The following is a 22,204-nucleotide window of genomic DNA, read 5'->3' as shown; positions in this document are numbered from 1 at the left end:
TGCAGTGTGTCAGTCACATCGCATCGCGGGGCAAGCCCGCTCCCACAGGGGGGGCATGTTCAGGCCTGGGCAGGCAGGGCCAGACGCTGGCCCATGCTCACCGCCGAACCGGCACCGAGTTCTTCGGCCCATTTGACCTGCTCAGGTCCAAACAGCACGACAGCCGTCGAACCCAGCTTGAAGCGACCCAGTTCCGCCCCTTTTTCCAGGTGGATCGGCGCGCGGCTGGCTTCGTCGTAACGGAAGGTTTTCAGTTCACGCTTCGGTGGTGTTACCAGCCCAGCCCAGACGGTTTCGATCGACGCGACAATCATTGCACCGACCAAAACCACGGCCATCGGCCCGCGCTCGGTATCGAACAGGCACACCACGCGCTCGTTACGGGCAAACAGCTCCGGTACGTTTTCGGCGGTGGTCTGGTTGACCGAGAACAGCCGGCCAGGCACATAGATCATTTCGCGCAGGGTGCCGGCCAGCGGCATGTGCACACGGTGGTAGTCCTTCGGCGACAGGTAGATGGTGGCGAATTCGCCGCCCATGAATGGCGCCGCGTTGGCCGGATCGCCGCCCAGCAGCTCAAGCGCGCTGAAGCTGTGGCCTTTGGCCTGGAAGATGCGACCGTGCTCGATCGGACCCAGCTGGCTGACCGCACCGTCGGCCGGGCAGAGGATGGCACCCGGGGTTTCATCGAGCGGACGGGCGCCGGGTTTCAGGGCGCGGGTGAAGAAGGCGTTGAAGTGCTCGTAAGCGCTGACGTCTTCGACCAGGGCCTGGGACATATCGACCTGGTAACGCTTGGCGAACCAGCTGGTGAAGGCATTCTTGAACCAGCGCACGCGGCATTCGGCGATGCAGCCGGCCAGGCGCGACAGCAGGTGATGAGGCAGCAGGTACTGACTGATGATGAACAAGCGGGATTTCATTAGGTTTCCTTAAACTTCTACAGGGGTGTCGGGGTGGTTGCCCCATTCGCCCCAGGATCCGGCATAGGCTTTGACCCGAGGGTAGCCCAGATGCTTGGCCACCAGGTAGGTAAAGCCGGAGCGGTGATGAGTCTGGCAGTGGGTGACCACTTCCTTGTCTTTGCTGATGCCCAGCTGCTCGAGGAGCTCGGGCATGTCCTTGCGGATGCGCAGGGCGTCGTTCAGGTCCATGCCGGCGGTCCATTCGAAATTGACTGCGCCGGGAATGTGCCCGCCTTTGGCGGCCAGGACTTTCTCACCGCGGTATTCGGCCGGGCTACGGGCATCCCAGATCGCCAGGTCGGCAGCGCCGATGCGGCTTTGCAGGTATTCGCGGGTGGCGGTGGGCTCTTCGTGCAGTGTCAGGCTGACCGTACCGCTGGCAGCGGCCGGTACCTCGGTGCTGAGGGTGCTCGCTGGCCACGCCTGGATGCCACCGTTGAGGTAGTGATAGCGCTTGTGGCCGATCACGTCGAGCAACCAGATGAAGCGTCCGGCCCAGCCGCCGCCTTCGTCGTCATAGACCACGTAGACCGCATTGGCGTTGTGGCCAAGCTCACCGAACAGCTTTTCCAGGTCGGCTTTGGCCGGCAGCAAGCCCGGTGCCGGTGGCTGGCCCAGCTGGGTGCGCTTGGGATCGACGAAACGAGCCCCCGGAACATGGCCGCTACCGTAGCGATTGACGCTGGTCAGATCGACCACGATCAACTCTGGCACATCCAGCCGGGCTTGCAGGTCAGCCGGCTCGATTACCAGGGGCAAGCCAGAAAAGTCAGTCATCCAGAGTCTCCAGAGCAGAACAGAGGGGGCGATTGTAGCGCATGGGTCAGGCGCTGCGGGTGCTGAAGGCGGACAAGGCCCGTTCGATACATTGCGCGGTCTTGCCAAAGGCTTGCACGCTGACGTCGGCCAGCGGTTTCCCGCCTTGATCGGCGACCAGCAGCATTACTACGCGGCCATTGCTCGAGAGTGAGCGCAATAGCAGGTGTTCGCTAGGAAACAGCGCACGCAGCTGGGCGGGGAGCAGTGCTGAGAACTGCGCATGATTTTCCGGTGTCAGGCGCAGTTGCGCAGCCGAACTCAACAGGCGCTGGAGCAATTTGCTCTGCTCGATCGGCAGAGCCAGGCTGGCAGCATCAGGCGCAAGCCCGGCAATTTGATGCACCCGCAGCTGACTCAGGGTCTTATCGGTCATCAGCAGCATCACCCGCTGCATGCCACAGGCGAACAAGGCATCTCGGGCTACGGTGGTCAGGTGAATGGCATTGCTGAACGGGCTGGGCTCTATCAACAGCTCGGCACACAGCTTGCGCCAGGCTCCCAGGGCCTGAGCCGAGGGCGGCGGCGGGGCGATCTGGCCTGGGTGCAGGCGCCGCTGCTGCCAGGGCCAGAGCAAGGCTTCGGCGGGGTGAAACAAATCATGGCAGGTATGGTGGCGGGCGCTGATGGCCGCTTGTTGGTGTACTAGTTGCTGCACATCATCCAGTGAAATCTGCAGGTACAGACTGGTGAGCAGTTGCCAACGCCGAACATGCGGGTTGGTCCAGCCGACCTGTGCCGCCAGGGCCAGGCCATTGGCCAGGAGTACGGTGTTGGCGGGCTGATTGAACCAGCGGCGCAGGTTCGGGTTGTCGTCCAGGCGCTGTTGCTGGCGCAGGCTGTTGCGATCACGGGCGATGTGCAGTGCCTTGGCCAGCAAGCGCCGCTCCTCCTGCAGCAGGTGATAGCCGCGAGTGACCCAGTCCGGCAGGCGCCAGTGTTCGGCCAAAGCCTTGCACAGGCTGAGCAGCCGTACCCCGAACAGCTCGATTTCTACCTGCGGTGCCGATTCGCCTTTGTGCACCACGCGCAGTTCCCAGTCGTCGAGCAGCTTGGGAAAGGTCAGGGCCAGTGGCCATAACGGCGCCAGAAACAACAGGCTGCCCCAGTGTATTTCCTGCCAGAGCCGCGCCAGGCGGCTGGCGAACAGGCCGTTGGCCTGCTGGCTGGCGTGCTGGCTGACCAGCTGCAATTGGCGAAGGGTCAGCGCAATTTCACCCTCGGGGAGCGCCGGCAAGCGCTCCAGTAGCGCTGAGGTGCGTGCCAGTCCCAGGCGATTGAGGGCGACCTCCAGGCTTTCGGCGGGTTCGCCGATGCTGGCTTGGGTGTGGTGGTTGGCCTCGCGCATGATGCTGAGCACCAGCGCCGGGCTGTCCTGCATCACCTCGGCAATGTCGCGCAGCGAACTGCGGTTGTCGGCCATGGTGGCTTTTACCCGCTCGTAGCTGGCCAGCGGAACCGGCAGGCGAACGCTGTCGAGGAGTTTGACCCAGGCATCGAGTGTTTTAGGTATCTGATCGGGCACGATGGTTTCAGTAGGTATGCTAGAGGGGGCCGAACTGGCTTTTCGCCGTGACTGACTATAGTCTGGCGCAGATCTGCCGATAAGTAGAAGAAGAGTTTTATTAACTTCCGCTCACGACCCTGACCACGACAGTAAGTGCTTTCTATCTATGGCTAAAATTATCGGCATCATCGTCGTATTCGCGAGTGTGCTCGGCGGATATGTTCTATCCCACGGCAAAATTGCCGCACTGATTCAGCCCTTCGAGGTGCTGATTATCGGTGGCGCGGCCTTTGGTGCGTTCCTGCAGGCGAACCCCGGTTACATGACCATGCATGTAATCAAGAAGTCGCTGAAGATGTTTGGTACGCGCTTTACCCACACCTTCTATATCGAGGTGCTCGGGCTGGTCTACGAGATTCTCAACAAGAGCCGGCGCGAAGGCATGATGGCGATCGAAGCCGATATCGAAGACGCCGCCTCCAGCCCGATTTTTGCCAAGTACCCCGCGGTGCTCGGTGATGAGCGCATGACCGCGTTCATCTGCGACTACCTGCGCATCATGTCCACCGGCAACATGGCTCCGCACGAACTCGAAGGCCTGTTCGACATGGAACTGCTGAGCATGAAGGAAGAGCTCGATCACCCGTCCCATGCCGTGACCGGTATCGCCGACGGTATGCCGGGCTTCGGTATCGTTGCGGCGGTACTGGGGATCGTGGTGACCATGGCTTCGCTGGGTGATGGCGACCAGAAGTCCATCGGCCTGCACGTGGGTGCGGCGCTGGTCGGTACCTTCTTCGGTATTCTCGCCGCTTACGGCTTCTTCGGCCCGCTGGCCACCGCGCTGCGTCAGGATGCCCGGGAAGAGCTCAACGTCTATGAAGCCATCAAGGCTTCGCTGGTCGCCTCGGCTTCCGGCATGCCGCCGTCGCTGGCTGTGGAATTCGGACGCAAGGTGCTGTTCCCGGCCCACCGTCCGAGCTTCGCCGAGCTGGAACAAGCGGTTCGCGGACGCTGAGTCATGGAGAACAACCAGCCCATTATCGTCAAACGCGTCAAACGTTTTGGCGACGGCCACCACGGTGGCGCCTGGAAGATTGCCTTCGCCGACTTCGCTACGGCGATGATGGCGTTCTTCCTGGTGCTCTGGCTGCTGTCGACGGCCACGCCGGAACAGAAGATCGCCATTGCCGGCTACTTCAAGGACCCGATCGGTTTTTCCGAAAGCGGCACGCCCTACATTATTGACCTGGGGGGCTCGCCTCAGCTGGCGCCGGAAAAAACCATCAATCCGGAAGTGAAGTCCGAACCGACCCCGAACACCAGTATCCAGGTGGGCCAGGACCAGGTTGAAAGCATGGCCGAGCAGGTCGAGCGCGAGCGTCTCGAGTTGCTCCTGCAGGAATTGCAGAACAAGGTCGAAGAAAACCCGCAGCTGCAGAAGTTCAAGGACCAGATCCTCTTCGAAATTACTCAGGATGGCCTGCGCATCCAGATCATGGATGCTGAAAACCGGCCAATGTTCGACCTGGGTAGCGCCCGCTTGCAGCCGTACTTCGAAGATATCCTGCTGGCCATGGCCGACACCATCAAGGCGGTGCCGAACAAGATCAGTATCAGCGGCCATACCGATGCCAAGCCGTATGCCGGCACCGGTGACTTCGGCAACTGGGAGCTGTCGGCCAACCGTGCCAACGCGGCGCGGCGCGCCCTGGTTGCCGGTGGCTACCCGGATACCCAGGTTGCCCGGGTGGTTGGTTATGCCTCGTCATCGTTGTTTGACCGGGCGAATCCGCTTAATCCGGTCAACCGGCGCATCGACATCATTGTCCTGACCAAGAAAGCCCAGCGCACCCTTGAAGGTGAGCAGCCAGCTGCGCCTGAGGGCACTGCGCCAGACGCCAATGCGCCGGCTCCAGCGCCTGCAGCACCGGCTCCGGCGCCCCAGGCCGAGCCGATGCAGCCGCGCGAGCTGCGCCAGAAGCTGAACATCTTCGAGGATGGCGTACTGAAGATGGATGAGAGCAAGGAGTAATCCCCTGTTCTGATCACAACGCCCGTGTGCAGCGATGCCCACGGGCGTTGTGCTTTGTGGGCGTCAGAAGCCGCGGCGGATCTTGGCCTTGAGGTCTGCGTGAAAGAAGCCGGCGTTCAGGCGGTTGGTGGCGTCGGCGCCCGCTTCTTCTTGGGTGATCGCGCGTTTGAAGGTCTGTTCGTCATGGTAGGCGAGGACGAACAGGTCGATGTGCTCGCGTGAACTCATGATCGGCCATTTGTCCAGGTAGTCCGGCAAGGTGCTCTGCGCGCATTGGAACAGCGATATCCGGCGATTGCCGAGGGTGGCGGCACCGAGCTGGAAGGGCACCCACCAGGCCTCGGCATTCTCTTCGGGCAGCACGCTGATCAGGTGCGTGCAGCTACTGATGTTGTTAAAGACCAGGCCGCTGATATCGTCGGCGGTCTGCGCGGCATCGTCACCGAACAGATCCAGGTGGGTGGCAATGCCTTCGAGTTTCAGGCGTTCGCTGATGATGTAGGCATCCAGACGTTGCGGGTGGCGATAGCTGATAACGACTGGCATCAGGCGGGCCCTCCTGGTGCGCAGGCCGGGTAACGGTTGCCTAAGGATCGAATTGTCATTGTTGATTCCTTTCATACTCAGAACGTGGAGTTGATTCGCGGGGTTGTGGCGAATCTGAAAGGTGACAATCAATGAAAGCTTTTATGACGGCAAGGGACGACCAGCGTTAAAGAAGGGTCTTACATTGCTTGGTAATTTTTCCTGCAGGGTTGTCCTACAAGGCGACAAAGTGAGGCTCATTGCGAGCCTCACCCTGCATCTCAGTAGCTGTCTTCCGGCAGGCTGGCAATGATCGAGCGGTAGCTGTTCATCCGCTGCTGCTGAACACGGCCGTCTTCCAGGGCCTTGAGCAACGCGCATCCCGGCTCGCGATCGTGCTTGCAGTCGCGGAAGCGGCAGGTACCGATCAGGTCGTTGAACTCGATGAAGCCGGCTTCGACGTCGGCACGGCTGACGTGACCCAGGCCGAATTCGCGAATACCCGGGGAGTCGATCAGTTCACCGCCGCCCGGGAAGTGGTACAGGCGCGCGGTGGTGGTGGTGTGCGTGCCCTGGCCGGACCACTCCGACAAGTCGCCGACCCGGGTCTGCACCTCGGGCAGCAGGCTGTTGACCAGCGACGACTTGCCGACCCCCGACTGACCGACGAAGACGCTGATATGGCCATCCAGGCGCGCTTGCAGCTGCTGCATGCCATCGCCGTGATGGGCCGAAACTTCCAGCAACGGATAGCCCAGCTGGCGGTAGACCGCCAGCAGCGCGTTGAGCGCCGGGGCGTTCTGTTCGTTGATCAGGTCGGCTTTGTTCAGCAGCAGCAGCGGGTGAATGCCGGCGTGTTCGGCGGCTACCAGGTAGCGGTCGATCAGGTTGGCATGCGGCTCCGGCGCCGGGGCGAAGACGATCACGATCAGGTCGACGTTGGCCGCTACCGGCTTGAGCTGGCCACGGCTGTCGGGGCGGCACAGCTCGGTGTTGCGCGGCATTTGCGCGACGATGACGCCGATACCCTGGTTACCCGCGCGCCACACCACGCGGTCGCCGGTTACCAGTGCTGGCAGGTTGGCGCGCAAGTGGCAACGGAACACCTGGCCGGCGTCTTCGCCGTCCTGGGCCTCGACTTCGACCTGCACGCCAAAGTGGGCGATTACCAGGCCGAGTTGCTCGGGGCCCAGGTCACCGCCTTCGAGCTCCTTCAGGGTCTGTTGTTCGCGTTTGGCGGCGCGGGCAGCGCGTTCACCCTGGATTTTTTCGATCCGCCAGTTTTGGCGGCGATTGAGCTGGCGTTTGGCCATGAGGGTTCCGTGTTCGGCATGCATTATTAAACGGCGAGGAGTTTAGCACGCTCCACTAGGCTAAACTGCGCACCTACCGAGGAGCAGAATCATGCAGAACCCACAGAACCTGATCTGGATCGACCTGGAAATGACCGGTCTGGATCCGGATCACGATGTCATCATCGAAATGGCCACCATTGTCACCGACAGCGACCTCAATACCTTGGCCGAAGGGCCGGTGATCGCCATTCACCACAGTGACGAGGTGCTGGCGCGCATGGACGAGTGGAACACCCGCACCCATGGCGCCTCCGGCCTGACCCAGCGGGTCAAGGACAGCAAGGTCAGCATGGCCGAAGCCGAAGCGCAGACCATTGCCTTCCTGGAGCAGTGGGTGCCGAAGGGCAAGTCGCCGATCTGCGGTAACAGCATCTGCCAGGATCGCCGGTTCCTCTACCGCCATATGCGTGGCCTGGAAAACTACTTCCACTACCGCAACCTGGATGTCTCGACCCTCAAAGAGCTGGCGGCACGCTGGGCACCGCAAGTGCGCGACAGTTTCAAGAAAGGTGGCACCCACCTGGCACTGGACGATATTCGCGAATCGATCAACGAACTCCGCCACTACCGCGAACACTTCATCAAGTTCTGATCACGCCGCTGCACGGTTGTACAGACAATCCGTGCGGCGCCCCCTTTTGGTGCCTGAGGCAACTGGTTAGACTGCGCGCCCCATTGCACGGATCTGCGCCATGTTGTTGATGCTCTACCTCATTGCAATCACTGCTGAAGCCATGACTGGCGCGCTGTCTGCCGGGCGCCGCGGCATGGACTGGTTCGGTGTGGTGCTGATTGCCTGCATCACCGCCCTGGGTGGCGGCTCAGTGCGCGATGTGTTGCTCGGGCATTACCCGCTGACCTGGGTCAAGCACCCGGAATACCTGGTGCTGACCAGCTTTGCCGCGCTGATGACCATCTTCATTGCGCCGTTGATGCGTCACCTGCGCTCTTTGTTTCTGGTGCTCGATGCGCTGGGGCTGGTCGCCTTTACCCTGATTGGCTGCATGACCGCGCTGGAAATGGGCCAAGGCATGCTGGTGGCGTCGATCAGCGGGGTGATCACCGGGGTGTTTGGCGGCATTCTTCGAGATATCTTCTGTAACGATATTCCGCTGATCTTCCGCCGTGAGTTGTATGCGAGTGTGTCTTTTGCGGCGGCCTGGTTCTATCTGGGCTGTGTCTACTTCAAATTGCCCGGTGAGCAGGCGATCCTGCTGACCTTGTTTGGCGGCTTTCTCCTGCGTTTGCTGGCGATTCGTTTCCACTGGGAAATGCCCAAGTTTCATTACAACGACGAGCATTGAGTCGACAACTGTATCGCGGGGCAAGCCCGCTCCCACCGGTTCTTTTAGGCGGTGGGAGCGGGCTTGCCCCGCGATGAATGTTGCCGCAACGCCCATTCCACATGCTCGCGGACCAGTTCTGAAGGATGATCCTGGCGTGCTTTTAGTGCCTCCAGCACCTGGATGGTCGACGGCGCATTCCCCAATCCCACCGCCAGGTTGCGCAGCCAGCGCTCATAGCCGGCGCGCCGCAGTGGCGAGCCTTCCGTACTGTCGAGAAAGGTCTGTTCATCCCACATGAACAACTCCGCCAATCCCGCGCTGTTGAGGTTATGCCGGGGCTTGAAGTCGCTCTCGCCGGTGGGCCTGGCAAAGCGGTTCCACGGACAGACGATCTGGCAGTCATCGCAACCGAACACCCGGTTGCCGATCAGCGCGCGCAGCTCTTCAGGGATGGCGCTTTTCAGCTCGATGGTCAGGTACGAGATGCAGCGCCGGGCGTCGAGCAGGTAAGGGCCGACAAAGGCCTGGGTCGGGCAGATGTCCAGGCAGGCCGTGCAGCGTCCGCAATGCTCGCTGACCTGGGGCGGGTCGACCGGCAGCGGCAGGTCGACAAACAGTTCGGCGAGAAAGAAGTAGCTGCCGGCCTTGCGGTTGAGCAGCAGGGTGTTCTTGCCAATCCAGCCCAGGCCGGCCTGCTCGGCGATAGCTTTCTCCAGCACCGGGGCACTGTCAACGAAGGCGCGAAAGCCGAACGGGCCGATTTCTTTCTGGATGCGTTCGGCCAGATGCTGCACGCGTTTGCGAATCAGCTTGTGGTAGTCGCGACCCAAGGCGTAACGGGATATGTAGGCTTTCTCTGGCTGAGCCAGTTGCTGGGCCATGCGCGTGTCGCCAGGCAGGTAGTCCATGCGCAGAGAGACCACGCGCAAGGTGCCAGGCACCAACTCGTCGGGGTGCGAGCGTTTGCTGCCATGCGCGCCCATGTAGTCCATTTCGCCGTGATAGCCCGCCTGCAGCCAGCGTTCCAGGTGCTGTTCATGCTCGCCCAGATCCACCCCGGCGATGCCGACATGGGCAAAGCCGAGCTCTTTGCCCCAATCCTTGATTGATTGGGCCAGTGCGGGAAGATCGGGGGTGGCAGCAGACATGGGAAATAAGGCAACGCAGACTCAGGTGCGTATAATTCTGCCAGACATCGGAGCCTTTGACCCATGCCTCAGACCAAACACCCTGCAAACCAGGTACAAATCCTCACCAGTGTCACTTTGACGCCACTCGCGCCGCGCCCGCTTGCGGCGCAGAAAGGTGATTTCGGCCATGTCCTGGTGGTGGGTGGCGATCGTGGTACCGGCGGCGCGGTTCTGCTCAGCGCCGAAGCCGCCTTGCGCTGTGGCGCCGGGCTGGTTTCCCTGGCCACGCGCAGCGAACAGGTGCCTGCGGCCCTGGCGCGGTTGCCAGAGGTGATGTGCCTGGGCGTGCATTCGGCCAACCAGTTGATGACCCCTCTCGAGCGTGCTTCGGTGCTGGTGGTCGGTCCCGGCCTCGGCCAGGCGGCTTGGGGGCGCAGTTTGCTGTCGGCAGTTGCCAATGCGCGGATGCCGCAGGTGTGGGACGCCGATGCCTTGAATCTGCTGGCGCGGGCGCCGTTGGCGCTGGCGGCGGGCTCGATCATTACCCCGCATCCGGGGGAGGCGGCAAGGCTGCTGGGTATGTCCACCGAAGCGGTACAGGCGGACCGCGCCGGGGCGGCGCGCAAACTTGCGCGTAAATATGCGGTCATCTGTGTGCTCAAGGGCGCCGGCACCCTGGTGGCTGATCCGGCCGGGCAGCTGGCCCTGTGCAACCGCGGGCATCCGGCGATGGCCGGCGCGGGCCTGGGCGATGTACTCAGTGGTGTGCTGGGGGCGTTGTTGGCGCAGGGTATGTCGAGCTGGGACGCCGCCTGCCTGGGCGTCTGGCTGCATGCTTGTGCCGGAGAGCGGTTGGGCATGCACGGTCGGGGGCTGGCGGCCAGTGATCTGGTCCCGGCCATTCGTCATTTATTGGAGGAGCATTCAGCGTGTCAGGTGTAACCCTGTTTTTGGCCGACGAAGAGGCCATGGTCCGCTTCGGCACCCGTATCGCCGAAGTGACCAAAGGTCACGGCGTGATTTTTCTGGAAGGCGACCTGGGGATGGGTAAAACCACCCTGTCGCGCGGCATCATCCGTGGTCTCGGGCACAAGGGGGCAGTGAAAAGCCCTACCTTTACTGTGGTCGAGCCCTACGAGATTGGCGAAATTCGCGCCTTCCACTTCGACCTCTACCGTCTGGTCGATCCTGAGGAGCTTGAGTACATCGGTATTCGCGATTATTTCGAGAATGATGCCCTGTGCCTGTTCGAATGGCCCCAAAAAGGGGCGGGTATTTTGCCAAAGCCCGACCTGACCATTACCATAAGCCCCCAGGCGGGCGGTCGTTCGCTCAACCTGTCGCCGCAGGGGGCACGTGGCGAAGCCTGGTGTGCCGCTCTGGCCTTGGAATTCAAATAGAAAATGGGGATAGGTATGCGCGTTCGCGCACTGGTTGCGGTCGTAGGATTGCTGCTTACGGCGGTGACTGTTGAGGCTCTGGCCGTTACGCAAGTTAAAAGTGTGCGTTTGTGGCGAGCGCCGGATAACACACGGCTGGTGTTCGACCTGTCGGGGCCTGTGCAACACAGTGTGTTTACCCTGACCGCCCCGGATCGTCTGGTGATCGACATCAATGGCGCGACCCTGGCCGCACCCTTGACCGTGTCGACCTCCAATACCCCGATTACCAGTGTGCGCTCGGCCCAGCGCACGCCTACCGACCTGCGTGTAGTGGTCGACCTGAGCAAGTCGGTGACCCCCAAGAGTTTCACCCTGGCGCCTAACGCCCAGTACGGCAATCGCTTGGTCGTCGATCTTTACGACCAGGCCGCCGACGCTGTTTCGCCGCCGCCAACCCCTCCGGTGGCTACCGCTCCGGCCGTGCCGGTGACGCCTGCACAGCCGGCAATCAAGCTGACGCCTGTGCCCAGTGGCAAGCGTGAAATCGTCATCGCCATCGATGCCGGCCATGGCGGTGAAGACCCGGGTGCTTCGGGCTCCAAGGGCCAGCATGAAAAAGACATCGTGCTGTCGATCGCCAAAGAGCTGCAGCGTCAGATCAACAGCGAAAAAGGCTTCCGCGCCGAGCTGACGCGTACCGGCGACTACTTCATTCCGCTGCGCAAACGTACCGAGATCGCCCGCAAGAAGGGTGCCGACCTGTTCATCTCGATCCACGCCGACGCCGCACCGTCCAAGGCCGCCTTTGGTGCGTCGGTGTTTGCCCTGTCCGACCGTGGCGCCACCTCGGAAACCGCCCGCTGGCTGGCCGACAGTGAAAACCGTTCGGACCTGATCGGTGGTGCCGGTAACGTCAGTCTCGATGACAAGGACCGCATGCTGGCCGGGGTGCTGCTCGACCTGTCGATGACCGCATCGCTCAGTTCCAGCCTTAACGTCGGGCAGAAGGTGCTGGGCAACATGGGCCGGGTTACACCGTTGCACAAACGCCGGGTCGAACAGGCGGGCTTCATGGTGCTCAAGTCGCCGGACATCCCGTCGATCCTGGTGGAAACCGGCTTTATCTCCAACGCCAACGAGGCGGCCAAACTGGCCACCCCGAGCCACCAGCAATCGCTGGCACGCTCGATTCATAGCGGCGTGCGCCAGTTCTTCCAGCAGAATCCGCCGCCTGGCACTTACATCGCCTTCCTGCGTGACAGCGGCAAGATCGCCCAGGGCCCGCGGGAGCACAGCGTGCGCCCGGGCGAGACACTGGCGATGATCGCCGTGCGTTATCAGGTCAACGTGGCCAGCCTGCGTTCGGCCAACAACCTCAAGACCGATGAGCTGAAGGTCGGCCAGAGCCTGCATATCCCAACGACTGCCCTGGCGTCCCAGCAATGACCGATAGCGCACGGATCGAGCTGCTCAGCCCGCGGCTGGCGAACCAGATCGCCGCCGGTGAGGTGGTCGAGCGCCCGGCATCGGTGATCAAGGAATTGCTGGAGAACAGCCTCGACTCCGGTGCCCGGCGTATCGACGTGGAAGTCGAGCAGGGCGGCGTCAAACTGCTGCGGGTCCGCGACGATGGTAGTGGTATCGCTGCCGATGATCTGCCGCTGGCCCTGGCCCGGCACGCCACCAGCAAGATTCGCGACCTCGAAGACCTCGAGCGGGTCATGAGCCTGGGCTTCCGTGGTGAGGCGCTGGCGTCGATCAGCTCGGTCGCACGCCTGACCCTGACCTCGCGAACCCGCGATGCCGAACAGGCCTGGCAGGTGGAAACCGAAGGCCGCGACATGGCCCCGCGGGTGCAGCCAGCGGCGCATCCGGTCGGCACCTCGGTCGAAGTGCGTGACCTGTTCTTCAACACCCCGGCCCGGCGCAAGTTCCTCAAGACCGAGAAAACCGAATTCGATCACCTGCAGGAAGTGATCCGGCGCCTGGCGCTGGCGCGCTTTGATGTGGGGTTTCACCTGCGCCACAACGGCAAGAGCATCCTCAGCCTGCACGAAGCCCACGATGACACCGCGCGCGCCCGGCGCGTGGCGGCAATCTGCGGCCCGGGCTTTCTTGAACAGGCGTTGCCGATCGAAGTCGAGCGCAACGGTTTGCACCTGTGGGGTTGGGTCGGCTTGCCGACCTTCTCGCGCAGTCAGGCCGATTTGCAGTATTTCTTCGTCAATGGCCGTGCGGTGCGCGACAAGCTGGTTGCCCACGCGGTGCGCCAGGCTTATCGCGATGTGCTGTTCAACGGCCGGCACCCGACCTTCGTGCTGTTCTTCGAGGTCGACCCTACGGGTGTCGACGTCAATGTGCACCCGACCAAGCATGAAGTGCGTTTTCGCGATGGGCGCATGGTCCATGACTTTCTCTATGGCACCTTGCACCGGGCCTTGGCCGACGTGCGTCCGGAGGATCAGCTGGCTGCCCCCGCCGCGACCGGTGAAATCGTTCGCCCCAGCGGTATCCAGGCGGGCGAGTTCGGCCCGCAGGGTGAAATGCGCCTGGCGGCCAACCTGCTCGAGCAGCCGGTTGCCGAGCCGGGAGTGCGTCCCATGGGCAACGGCACTGGTGGCGGTGGCGCCTACCAGTATCAGTACACCCCGCGCCCGGCCCAGGCGGTCCCGGCTGCCGAGGCGCAGAGTGTCTACCGTGAGTTCTTTGCGCCGCTGAATGAGGCCGCGCCTGCCGCACTGCCCGACAGCCAGGGGGATATCCCGCCGCTGGGCTACGCGCTGGCGCAACTCAAGGGTATCTATATCCTGGCCGAGAACGCCGTGGGTCTGGTGCTGGTAGACATGCACGCGGCCCATGAGCGCATCATGTACGAACGCTTGAAAGTGGCCATGGCCAGCGAAGGCCTCAGCGGCCAGCCGCTGCTGGTGCCAGAGTCCCTGGCGCTGAGCCAGCGTGAGGCCGATTGCGCCGAAGAGCATGCCGAATGGTTCCAGCGCCTGGGCTTCGAATTGCAGCGGCTGGGCCCGGAAAGCCTGGCGATCCGCCAGATCCCGGCCCTGCTCAAGCAGGCCGAGGCCAACCGTCTGGTCCAGGATGTACTGGCCGACCTGATGGAATACGGTACCAGCGACCGGATTCAGGCGCACTTGAATGAACTGCTCGGCACCATGGCCTGCCACGGCGCTATTCGCGCCAACCGGCGCCTGGCGCTGGCAGAAATGAACGGCCTGCTGCGCGACATGGAAAACACCGAGCGCAGTGGCCAATGCAACCATGGCCGACCGACCTGGACCCAGCTGGGCCTGGACGATCTGGACAAACTGTTCCTGCGCGGTCGATGAAATGAGTGGCAAACCTCCCGCAATATTCCTGATGGGCCCGACTGCGGCGGGCAAGACCGATCTGGCCATCGAGCTGACCAAGGTACTGCCTTGCGAGTTGATCAGTGTCGATTCGGCGCTGGTCTATCGGGGCATGGACATTGGCACGGCCAAACCGTCCAAAGAGGTGCTGGCTGCCCATCCGCACCGCCTGATCGATATCCTCGACCCGGCCCAGAGCTATTCGGCTGCCGATTTTCGTCGTGACGCGCTGGAGGCCATGGCCGATATCACCGCCCGCGGCAAAATACCGCTGCTGGTCGGTGGCACCATGCTCTATTACAAGGCCCTGCTTGAAGGCCTGGCCGACATGCCGGCGGCCGACCCGCAGGTGCGCGCCGAACTTGAAGCGGAAGCCGAACGCCTCGGCCTGCACGGGCTGCACCAGCAGCTGGCGGCGGTTGACCCGGAGTCGGCAGCGAGAATTCACCCCAATGACCCCCAGCGCCTGATCCGCGCGCTCGAGGTTTATCGGGTCAGTGGCCTGACCATGACGGCGCATCGTCAGCGTCAATCCGCGGAAAGTAGCGTCGCAGGCCCTTCGGCGGCGGGTCATTTGCCCTATACTGTCGCCAGCCTGGCCATCGCGCCTGCCGACCGTCACGTGTTGCACGAGCGGATTGCGCTACGATTTGGGCAAATGCTGGAACAGGGCTTCGTTGACGAGGTCCGATTGCTGCGAGCCAGAAGTGACTTGCACGCGGGACTGCCGTCTATACGGGCGGTTGGTTATCGCCAGGTCTGGGATCATCTTGATGGCAAGTTAACATCAGTTGAAATGCGGGAGCGCGGCATTATTGCCACTCGCCAATTGGCGAAACGGCAATTCACCTGGTTGCGTAGTTGGGCTGACCTGCACTGGTTGGACAGCCTGGCTTGCGACAATCTGTCTCGCACCTTGAAATACCTGGGATCGGTCTCCATATTGAGCTGAGTCCTTGTAATTGCCGTCTATCCTTGGGGTGGGGCGGCTTGAGCCATCAGTTTTTCTTTGATTTTTTTACTATTGATCCTTACAGGAGTGCGGCATATGTCAAAAGGGCATTCGCTACAAGACCCTTACTTGAATACTTTGAGAAAAGAAAAAGTTGGGGTTTCGATCTATCTGGTTAACGGCATCAAGCTGCAAGGCACGATCGAATCCTTCGACCAGTTCGTGATCCTGCTGAAAAACACCGTCAGCCAGATGGTTTACAAGCACGCTATCTCGACAGTGGTTCCTGTGCGTCCGATCCGTCTGCCAAGCGCATCCGAATCCGAGCATGGCGACGCTGAGCCAGGTAACGCCTGATAGGAGTCTGCTTTGTTCTTTGAGCGCCACGGTGGTGGTGAACGGGCGGTCCTCGTTCACTTGGAAGGTCAGAACCCTGAGGCGCGCGAAGATCCGCAGGAGTTCCGGGAACTGGCACTGTCGGCTGGGGCCGATATCGTCGCGTTCGCCAATGTGGCGCGACATCAGCCCAGCGCCAAATTCCTGATTGGCAGTGGCAAGGTCGAGGAGTTACGCGACCTGGTCAGCGCCGAGCAGGTCGACTTGGTGATTTTCAATCACACCCTCACCCCCAGTCAGGAACGTAACCTCGAACGAGTCTTCGAGTGTCGCGTGCTTGACCGTACCGGCCTGATTCTCGATATCTTCGCCCAGCGGGCGCGTACCCATGAAGGCAAGCTGCAGGTCGAACTGGCCCAGCTTGAATACATGAGCACGCGGCTTGTGCGCGGCTGGACGCACCTTGAGCGGCAGAAAGGCGGTATCGGTCTGCGCGGCCCGGGTGAAACCCAGCTGGAAACCGACCGGCGCCTGTTGCGGGTGCGTCTGCGCCAGATCAAGGCGCGCCTGGAAAAGGTCCGCAGCCAGCGCGAGCAGGCTCGCCGCGGGCGCAAGCGGGCAGATATCCCGTCGGTGTCCCTGGTCGGCTATACCAACGCCGGCAAATCGACCCTGTTCAATGCCCTGACCCAATCCGAGGTCTACGCGGCCGACCAGTTGTTCGCGACCCTCGACCCGACCCTGCGCCGGCTTGAGCTCGACGACGTCGGGCCGATCGTGCTGGCCGATACCGTGGGTTTCATTCGCCACCTGCCACACAAGCTGGTCGAAGCTTTTCGGGCTACGCTCGAAGAGTCGAGCAACTCCGATCTGCTGCTGCACGTGATCGACGCCCATGAGCCTGAACGCATGGAGCAGATCGAGCAGGTCATGGCGGTACTGGGGGAGATTGGTGCAGAAGGCTTGCCGATCCTCGAGGTCTATAACAAACTCGACCTGCTTGAGGGTGTCGAGCCACAGATTCAGCGCGATGCCGACGGCAAGCCGCAGCGGGTCTGGGTCTCGGCGCGTGATGGACGCGGCCTGGAACTGGTGGGGCAGGCAGTCGCCGAGTTGCTGGGGGATGACCTGTTTATCGGAACCTTGCGCCTTGAACAGCGTTTCGCGCGATTGCGCGCGCAATTCTTTGCATTGGGCGCAGTGCAGGGCGAAGAGCACGACGATGAAGGCAGCAGCCTTCTGGCCATTCGGGTGTCGCGGGTCGAGTTCAATCGCCTGGTCACTCGCGAAGGCTTGAAGCCGGCGGAGTTCATCGAGCAACACACTTTGCAATAAAAGCCCGGCGACGCGGTCGGGCAGCCGTGACAGGCATTCTGTAGCATTGGACGGCGCGCCGTGGGTGCGTCTTTGCTTTATCAGATGGAGAGCGCTATGGCTTGGAATGAGCCGGGTGGCAACTCGAATAATCAGGATCCGTGGGGCGGGCGCCGTGGTGGCGACAAGAAAGGGCCGCCGGATCTCGACGAGGCCTTCCGCAAGCTGCAGGACAGCCTGAACGGCATGTTCGGCAGTGGCAAGAAACGCGGCGGCGACAACGGCATCGGCAAGGGCGGTGGCTTCGGCCTGCTCGGCGTCGGGCTGGCCGTGCTCGCAGCTATCTGGCTGTACAGCGCCGTGTATGTGGTCGACGAACAGGAGCAGGCGGTCGTGCTGCGCTTCGGTAAATACTACGAAACCGTAGGGCCGGGCCTGAACATCTACTTCCCGCCGATCGATCGCAAGTACATGGAAAACGTCACGCGTGAGCGTGCCTATACCAAGCAAGGGCAGATGCTCACCGAAGACGAGAACATCGTCGAAGTGCCGCTGACCGTGCAGTACAAGATCACCAACCTGCAGGATTTCGTGCTGAACGTCGATCAGCCTGAAGTCAGCCTGCAGCATGCGACCGACAGCGCCCTGCGCCATGTGGTGGGTTCCACTGCCATGGACAAGGTACTGACCGAAGGTCGTGAGCAGATGGCCGTGGAAATCAAGGAGCGCCTGCAGCGTTTCCTCGATACCTACCGTACTGGCATCACCGTCACCCAGGTCAACGTACAGAGCGCGGCAGCCCCGCGTGAAGTGCAGGAAGCCTTCGACGACGTGATCCGTGCCCGTGAAGACGAGCAGCGTGCCCGCAACCAGGCCGAGTCCTACGCCAATGGCGTGGTGCCAGAGGCGCGTGGTCAGGCCCAGCGGATCATCGAGGACGCCAACGGTTACCGCGACGAAGTCGTCTCGCGCGCCAAGGGTGAAGCCGATCGCTTCACCAAGCTGGTCGCCGAGTACCGCAAGGCACCTGAAGTGACCCGTCAGCGTCTGTACCTGGACACCATGCAGGAAGTCTACAGCAACACCAGCAAGGTCCTGGTTTCCGGTAAGGATGGCCAGAGCAACCTGCTGTACCTGCCGCTGGACAAGATGGTTGAAGGCAGCCGTACCAGCAGTGCTCCTGTCAGCGTCCCGGCTTCGGCCAACGACGCGGCCAATCGCGCGGCGGCGGAGCTGCAACAGCAGCAATCACAGTTGCGTACTAGGGAGAGCCGCTGATGAGCAATAAATCGCTGATCGCCCTGATCGTTGGCGTGGTGCTGGCGATCGTGGCCTGGAACAGCTTCTACATCGTGTCCCAGACCGAGCGTGCGGTAATGCTGCGATTTGGTCGTGTGGTTCAGGCCGATGTTCAGCCTGGCCTGCATATGAAGGTTCCTTACGTCAACCAGGTGCGCAAGTTCGACGCCCGCCTGATGACCCTGGACGCCCCGACCCAGCGCTTCCTGACCCTGGAAAAGAAAGCGGTGATGGTCGATGCCTACGCCAAGTGGCGGGTCAAGGATGCCGAGCGTTTCTACACCGCGACCTCGGGCCTCAAGCAGATTGCCGACGAACGTCTGTCGCGCCGTCTGGAAAGCGGCCTGCGTGACCAGTTCGGTAAGCGCACCCTGCACGAAGTGGTTTCCGGTGAACGTGACGCCCTGATGGCTGACATCACTGCCTCGCTGAACCGCATGGCCAGCAAGGAACTGGGTATCGAAGTGGTCGACGTTCGCGTCAAGGCCATCGACCTGCCCAAGGAAGTAAACCGCAGCGTGTTCGAACGTATGAGCACCGAGCGTGAGCGTGAAGCCCGCGAGCACCGCGCCAAGGGTAACGAGCTGGCCGAAGGTATTCGTGCCGACGCCGACCGTCAGCGCCGTGTCCTGCTGGCAGAAGCCTATCGGGAATCGGAAGAGACCCGCGGTGATGGTGATGCCCAGGCGGCGGCGATCTACGCCAAGGCCTATGGTCAGGACCAGGACTTCTACGCGTTCTACCGTAGTCTCAAGGCCTACCGCGAAAGCTTTGCCAACAAGAGCGACGTACTGGTGCTCGATCCGAGCAGCGAGTTCTTCCGCTTCATGGACAAAGCCAAGTAGTCAGGTTGCACCCCGCCGGGCGGTTAAAATGCCTGGCGGGGTGATCCTGCGAGAAAACGGGTGTATGATGCGGCAGCCGGGAAATTCCCGGCTTTTTTGCGTCTGCAAGACTGAACGGCCGCAAGCCGTCTCCGGTCTACAGCGCAGGCCAAGGTATTTGAGGGTATCGGCACGGCGGTTGCGCTGGAATCAGTGCTGCGCGTCATAGTTTGGCGATACCTGCTTCACTCAAGGCAAGCCTGCGGGCAGGCCGCCCGGACCAAAGGGGAAATGGCGTAATGGCAACGGTAGACCGCTGGCTGCTGCCAGATGGCATCGAAGAAGTACTGCCACCTGAGGCGGCGCGCATCGAGATCGCGCGTCGGCAGGTGTTGGATCTGTTCCAGAGCTGGGGTTACGAGTTCGTCGTGACGCCGCATATCGAGTACCTGGAATCGCTGCTTACCGGTGCCGGCCAGGACCTGGATCTGCGCACATTCAAGGTCATTGACCCGCAGTCGGGCCGGCAGATGGGCTTTCGTGCCGACATCACCCCGCAGGTCGCGCGCATCGATGCGCACACCCTGCGTCGTGAAGGTCCGAGCCGCCTGTGCTATGCCGGTAGCGTGCTGCACGCGTTGCCGCGGGCGCTGTCGACTTCGCGCAGCCCGATCCAGCTCGGTGCCGAGCTGTACGGCGACGCCAGCCCGGTCAGCGATGTCGAGGTGATCAGCCTGATGCTGGCCATGCTGCAACTGGCCGACGTGCCGGATGTGCACATGGACCTCGGGCATGTCGGTATCTACCGTGGCCTTGCGCGTGCGGCCGGTTTGTCCGGTGCGGTCGAACAGCAGCTGTTCGATGCCCTGCAGCGCAAGGCGATCGACGAAGTGATCGAGCTGACCGCCAACCTGCCGGCAGACCTGGCCGCCATGCTGCGCTCGCTGACCGAGCTGTGCGGCGGTCGTGAAGTGCTGGCCGAGGCGCGTGTGCGTCTGGGTCGTGCGCCGGCGGCGGTACTGGCGGCCCTGGATGACCTGATGGCGATTGCCGAGCGGCTGGCCACACGTTATCCCGAGCTGCCGTTGTATTTCGACCTGGGCGAGTTGCGTGGCTACCACTACCACACCGGTGTGGTGTTTGCCGCTTTCGTCCCGGGCGTCGGTCAGTCGATCGCCCAGGGCGGTCGTTACGACGACATCGGAGCAGACTTTGGCCGGGCGCGCCCGGCTACCGGTTTCTCCACGGATTTGAAGACCCTGGTCACACTGGGGCGGGCCGAGGTTGTGTTGCCGTCTGGCGGGATCTGGATGCCCGACAGCAGCGATGCAGCACTCTGGCAGTTGGTCTGCCAATTGCGCAGTGAAGGTCAGCGGGTGGTTCAGGCCTTGCCTGGGCAACCATTGACTGCCGCCGTCGAGGCGGATTGCGATCGGCAATTGATTCAGCAAAACGGGCTTTGGCAGGTACTGCCGCTGGCCATTTGAGATTCCCCGCCGGTACGAGCCGGCGCCAAGTTTGCGCGAATGAGGACAAGTGTTATGGGTAAGAATGTCGTAGTCCTGGGCACCCAGTGGGGTGATGAGGGCAAAGGCAAGATCGTTGATCTGCTGACCGAACATGCTGCCGCCGTAGTGCGCTACCAAGGTGGCCACAACGCGGGCCACACCCTGGTGATCGACGGTGAAAAGACCGTGCTGCACCTGATTCCGTCTGGCGTGCTGCGCGAAGGCGTACAGTGCCTGATCGGCAACGGCGTGGTGGTTGCACCGGACGCCCTGCTGCGTGAGATCAACAAGCTGGAAGAGAAGGGTGTACCGGTGCGTGAGCGCCTGCGTATCAGCCCGTCCTGCCCGCTGATCCTGTCCTTCCACGTTGCGCTGGACCAGGCCCGTGAAAAGGCGCGTGGCGAGCTGAAGATCGGTACTACCGGTCGCGGCATCGGCCCAGCCTACGAAGACAAGGTCGCGCGCCGTGGCCTGCGTGTTGGCGACCTGCTCAACATGCCGCGCTTTGAAGACAAGCTGCGTGAGCTGGTGGAGTACCACAACTTCATGCTGGTCGGTTACTACAAAGAGCCAGCCATTGACTTCGACAAGACCCTGGCTGAATGCAAAGAATACGCTGAGCTGCTCAAGCCGCTGATGCTGGACGTTACCGCTGAGCTGCACGACCTGCGTCGCGCTGGCAAAGACATCATGTTCGAAGGCGCCCAAGGTTCGTTGCTGGACATCGACCACGGTACCTACCCCTATGTGACCAGTTCGAACACTACCGCAGGTGGCGTCGCTACCGGTTCGGGTGTTGGCCCTATGTTCCTGGACTACATCCTGGGCATCACCAAGGCTTACACCACGCGCGTAGGCTCGGGTCCATTCCCGACCGAACTGTTCGACGAGGTAGGTGCGCATCTGGCTAAACAAGGTCACGAGTTTGGCGCGACGACCGGCCGTGCTCGTCGTTGCGGCTGGTTCGACGCCGTTATCCTGCGTCGCGCTATCGATGTGAACAGCATCTCGGGCATCTGCCTGACCAAACTGGACGTGCTCGACGGTCTGGAAACCATCAACATCTGCGTCGGCTACAAAGATGCAGAAGGTAACGACGTTGCTCCGACTGATGCTGACAGCTACGTGGGTCTGCAGCCTGTGTACGAAGAAGTGCCGGGTTGGACCGAATCGACCGTGGGTGTCAAGACCCTGGAAGAGCTGCCAGCCAACGCTCGTGCTTACATCAAGCGCATTGAAGCGTTGATCGGCGCGCCGATCGACATCATCTCCACCGGCCCGGACCGCAACGAGACCATCGTCCTGCGTCACCCGTTCGCCTGATTCGCGATTGATGTAAAAGCAAAGGCCCCTGCATAGGGGCCTTTGTCGTTTCTGCCTGCTGTCCGGCACAACCTTTGCTGTAAGAATCGCTTTCGGGCTGCCATCATTTTAATGGCCCCAGTGTAAGAGGGTTCTTACGTGTCTGCCGTTCTCTCACTGTTACGAAGCCGCCTGTTGCGGCCAGTCTTTGTTGCCCTTGGTATCGCTCTTTTGGTGCAGGTGCTGGTCGCGGTCGCGCTGACCCGGAGCACGGTCACCACACTTGAGGCCGATCTGGGTAAA

21 protein-coding genes are annotated in these 22,204 nt (G+C 61.9%); 15 read left to right on the top strand and 6 right to left on the bottom strand.

The genetic code is table 11. The features are described 5' to 3' along the window. Positions 1 to 59: 59 nt before the first annotated feature. The 3 genes from asd to NPS47_RS17020 are packed head-to-tail and all read right to left on the bottom strand — an operon-like array spanning position 60 to position 3,324. Positions 60 to 923 (bottom strand): archaetidylserine decarboxylase, encoded by an 864-nt coding sequence (gene asd, locus NPS47_RS17030; protein ID WP_274295990.1) that lies wholly within the window; start codon positions 921 to 923, stop codon positions 60 to 62. Positions 924 to 932: 9 nt separating this feature from the next. Next, complete coding sequence (locus NPS47_RS17025; protein ID WP_274295989.1) at positions 933 to 1,742, bottom strand: rhodanese-like domain-containing protein; 810 nt, start codon at positions 1,740 to 1,742, stop codon at positions 933 to 935. Between the two features lie 46 nt (positions 1,743 to 1,788). Further along, entirely contained in the window at positions 1,789 to 3,324 is a 1,536-nt protein-coding gene (locus NPS47_RS17020; RefSeq protein ID WP_274295995.1) for an HDOD domain-containing protein, read from the bottom strand. A 130-nt stretch (positions 3,325 to 3,454) separates the two neighbouring features. Between NPS47_RS17020 and motA the strand changes: the two genes are divergently transcribed. Both motA and motB read left to right on the top strand, forming a co-directional pair. Continuing rightward, positions 3,455 to 4,306, top strand: coding sequence for a flagellar motor stator protein MotA (gene motA / locus NPS47_RS17015; protein ID WP_107024216.1), 852 nt, complete (start codon positions 3,455 to 3,457; stop codon positions 4,304 to 4,306). Between the two features lie 3 nt (positions 4,307 to 4,309). Beyond that, entirely contained in the window at positions 4,310 to 5,323 is a 1,014-nt protein-coding gene (motB, locus tag NPS47_RS17010) for a flagellar motor protein MotB (RefSeq protein ID WP_274295988.1), read from the top strand. A 63-nt stretch (positions 5,324 to 5,386) separates the two neighbouring features. On the opposite strand, the gene NPS47_RS17005 is transcribed toward motB, so the two are convergent. Together NPS47_RS17005 and rsgA are read right to left on the bottom strand one after the other, a co-directional pair. After that, complete coding sequence (locus NPS47_RS17005) at positions 5,387 to 5,869, bottom strand: molecular chaperone Tir (RefSeq protein WP_274295987.1); 483 nt, start codon at positions 5,867 to 5,869, stop codon at positions 5,387 to 5,389. Positions 5,870 to 6,129: 260 nt separating this feature from the next. After that, positions 6,130 to 7,161: a small ribosomal subunit biogenesis GTPase RsgA gene (rsgA, locus tag NPS47_RS17000; protein ID WP_157194431.1), complete on the bottom strand. Its 1,032-nt coding sequence runs from the start codon at positions 7,159 to 7,161 to the stop codon at positions 6,130 to 6,132. A 91-nt stretch (positions 7,162 to 7,252) separates the two neighbouring features. On the opposite strand from rsgA, the gene orn reads away from it, so the two are divergent. Beyond that, complete coding sequence (gene orn, locus NPS47_RS16995; protein ID WP_274295986.1) at positions 7,253 to 7,795, top strand: oligoribonuclease; 543 nt, start codon at positions 7,253 to 7,255, stop codon at positions 7,793 to 7,795. Between the two features lie 100 nt (positions 7,796 to 7,895). Further along, positions 7,896 to 8,507 (top strand): trimeric intracellular cation channel family protein, encoded by a 612-nt coding sequence (locus NPS47_RS16990; RefSeq protein WP_274295985.1) that lies wholly within the window; start codon positions 7,896 to 7,898, stop codon positions 8,505 to 8,507. Positions 8,508 to 8,551: 44 nt separating this feature from the next. Here the strand turns inward: NPS47_RS16990 and queG are convergent, their stop codons facing one another. Next, positions 8,552 to 9,637, bottom strand: a complete 1,086-nt coding sequence (gene queG, locus NPS47_RS16985) for a tRNA epoxyqueuosine(34) reductase QueG (protein ID WP_274295984.1) — start codon at positions 9,635 to 9,637, stop codon at positions 8,552 to 8,554. 63 nt (positions 9,638 to 9,700) lie between these two features. On the opposite strand from queG, the gene NPS47_RS16980 reads away from it, so the two are divergent. From NPS47_RS16980 to NPS47_RS16930, 11 genes are all read left to right on the top strand, one after another. After that, positions 9,701 to 10,561, top strand: coding sequence for an NAD(P)H-hydrate dehydratase (locus tag NPS47_RS16980; RefSeq protein ID WP_274295983.1), 861 nt, complete (start codon positions 9,701 to 9,703; stop codon positions 10,559 to 10,561). After that, positions 10,549 to 11,019 (top strand): tRNA (adenosine(37)-N6)-threonylcarbamoyltransferase complex ATPase subunit type 1 TsaE, encoded by a 471-nt coding sequence (gene tsaE / locus NPS47_RS16975; RefSeq protein WP_274295982.1) that lies wholly within the window; start codon positions 10,549 to 10,551, stop codon positions 11,017 to 11,019. The genes NPS47_RS16980 and tsaE overlap by 13 nt, the downstream gene beginning before the upstream one ends. A gap of 3 nt (positions 11,020 to 11,022) precedes the next feature. Then, positions 11,023 to 12,447: an N-acetylmuramoyl-L-alanine amidase gene (locus NPS47_RS16970; RefSeq protein ID WP_274295981.1), complete on the top strand. Its 1,425-nt coding sequence runs from the start codon at positions 11,023 to 11,025 to the stop codon at positions 12,445 to 12,447. Next, positions 12,444 to 14,345, top strand: a complete 1,902-nt coding sequence (mutL, locus tag NPS47_RS16965; protein ID WP_274295980.1) for a DNA mismatch repair endonuclease MutL — start codon at positions 12,444 to 12,446, stop codon at positions 14,343 to 14,345. Before NPS47_RS16970 ends, mutL begins: the two co-directional genes overlap by 4 nt. A gap of 1 nt (position 14,346) precedes the next feature. Further along, the gene (gene miaA, locus NPS47_RS16960; RefSeq protein WP_274295979.1) at positions 14,347 to 15,318 is read left to right on the top strand and encodes a tRNA (adenosine(37)-N6)-dimethylallyltransferase MiaA; all 972 of its coding nucleotides are present in this window, start codon (positions 14,347 to 14,349) and stop codon (positions 15,316 to 15,318) included. Positions 15,319 to 15,414: 96 nt separating this feature from the next. After that, complete coding sequence (gene hfq, locus NPS47_RS16955; RefSeq protein ID WP_028945676.1) at positions 15,415 to 15,675, top strand: RNA chaperone Hfq; 261 nt, start codon at positions 15,415 to 15,417, stop codon at positions 15,673 to 15,675. 12 nt (positions 15,676 to 15,687) lie between these two features. Next, the gene (gene hflX, locus NPS47_RS16950) at positions 15,688 to 16,989 is read left to right on the top strand and encodes a ribosome rescue GTPase HflX (RefSeq protein WP_274295978.1); all 1,302 of its coding nucleotides are present in this window, start codon (positions 15,688 to 15,690) and stop codon (positions 16,987 to 16,989) included. Between the two features lie 96 nt (positions 16,990 to 17,085). Further along, positions 17,086 to 18,246 carry an FtsH protease activity modulator HflK gene (hflK, locus tag NPS47_RS16945; RefSeq protein WP_274295977.1) on the top strand — a complete coding sequence of 387 codons (1,161 nt, stop codon included), beginning with the start codon at positions 17,086 to 17,088 and terminating at the stop codon, positions 18,244 to 18,246. Next, complete coding sequence (gene hflC, locus NPS47_RS16940; RefSeq protein ID WP_274295976.1) at positions 18,246 to 19,112, top strand: protease modulator HflC; 867 nt, start codon at positions 18,246 to 18,248, stop codon at positions 19,110 to 19,112. Before hflK ends, hflC begins: the two co-directional genes overlap by 1 nt. A 278-nt stretch (positions 19,113 to 19,390) precedes the next feature. Beyond that, entirely contained in the window at positions 19,391 to 20,578 is a 1,188-nt protein-coding gene (locus NPS47_RS16935; protein WP_274295975.1) for an ATP phosphoribosyltransferase regulatory subunit, read from the top strand. Positions 20,579 to 20,632: 54 nt separating this feature from the next. Beyond that, positions 20,633 to 21,922 (top strand): adenylosuccinate synthase, encoded by a 1,290-nt coding sequence (locus NPS47_RS16930; protein WP_274295974.1) that lies wholly within the window; start codon positions 20,633 to 20,635, stop codon positions 21,920 to 21,922. Positions 21,923 to 22,204 lie beyond the last annotated feature (282 nt).

The sequence above is a fragment of the Pseudomonas putida genome (assembly GCF_028682475.1).
Taxonomy (GTDB): domain Bacteria; phylum Pseudomonadota; class Gammaproteobacteria; order Pseudomonadales; family Pseudomonadaceae; genus Aquipseudomonas; species Aquipseudomonas putida_AG.
Note: the sequence above shows the minus strand (reverse complement) of the source record. Positions and strands in the feature narration are given on the sequence as shown.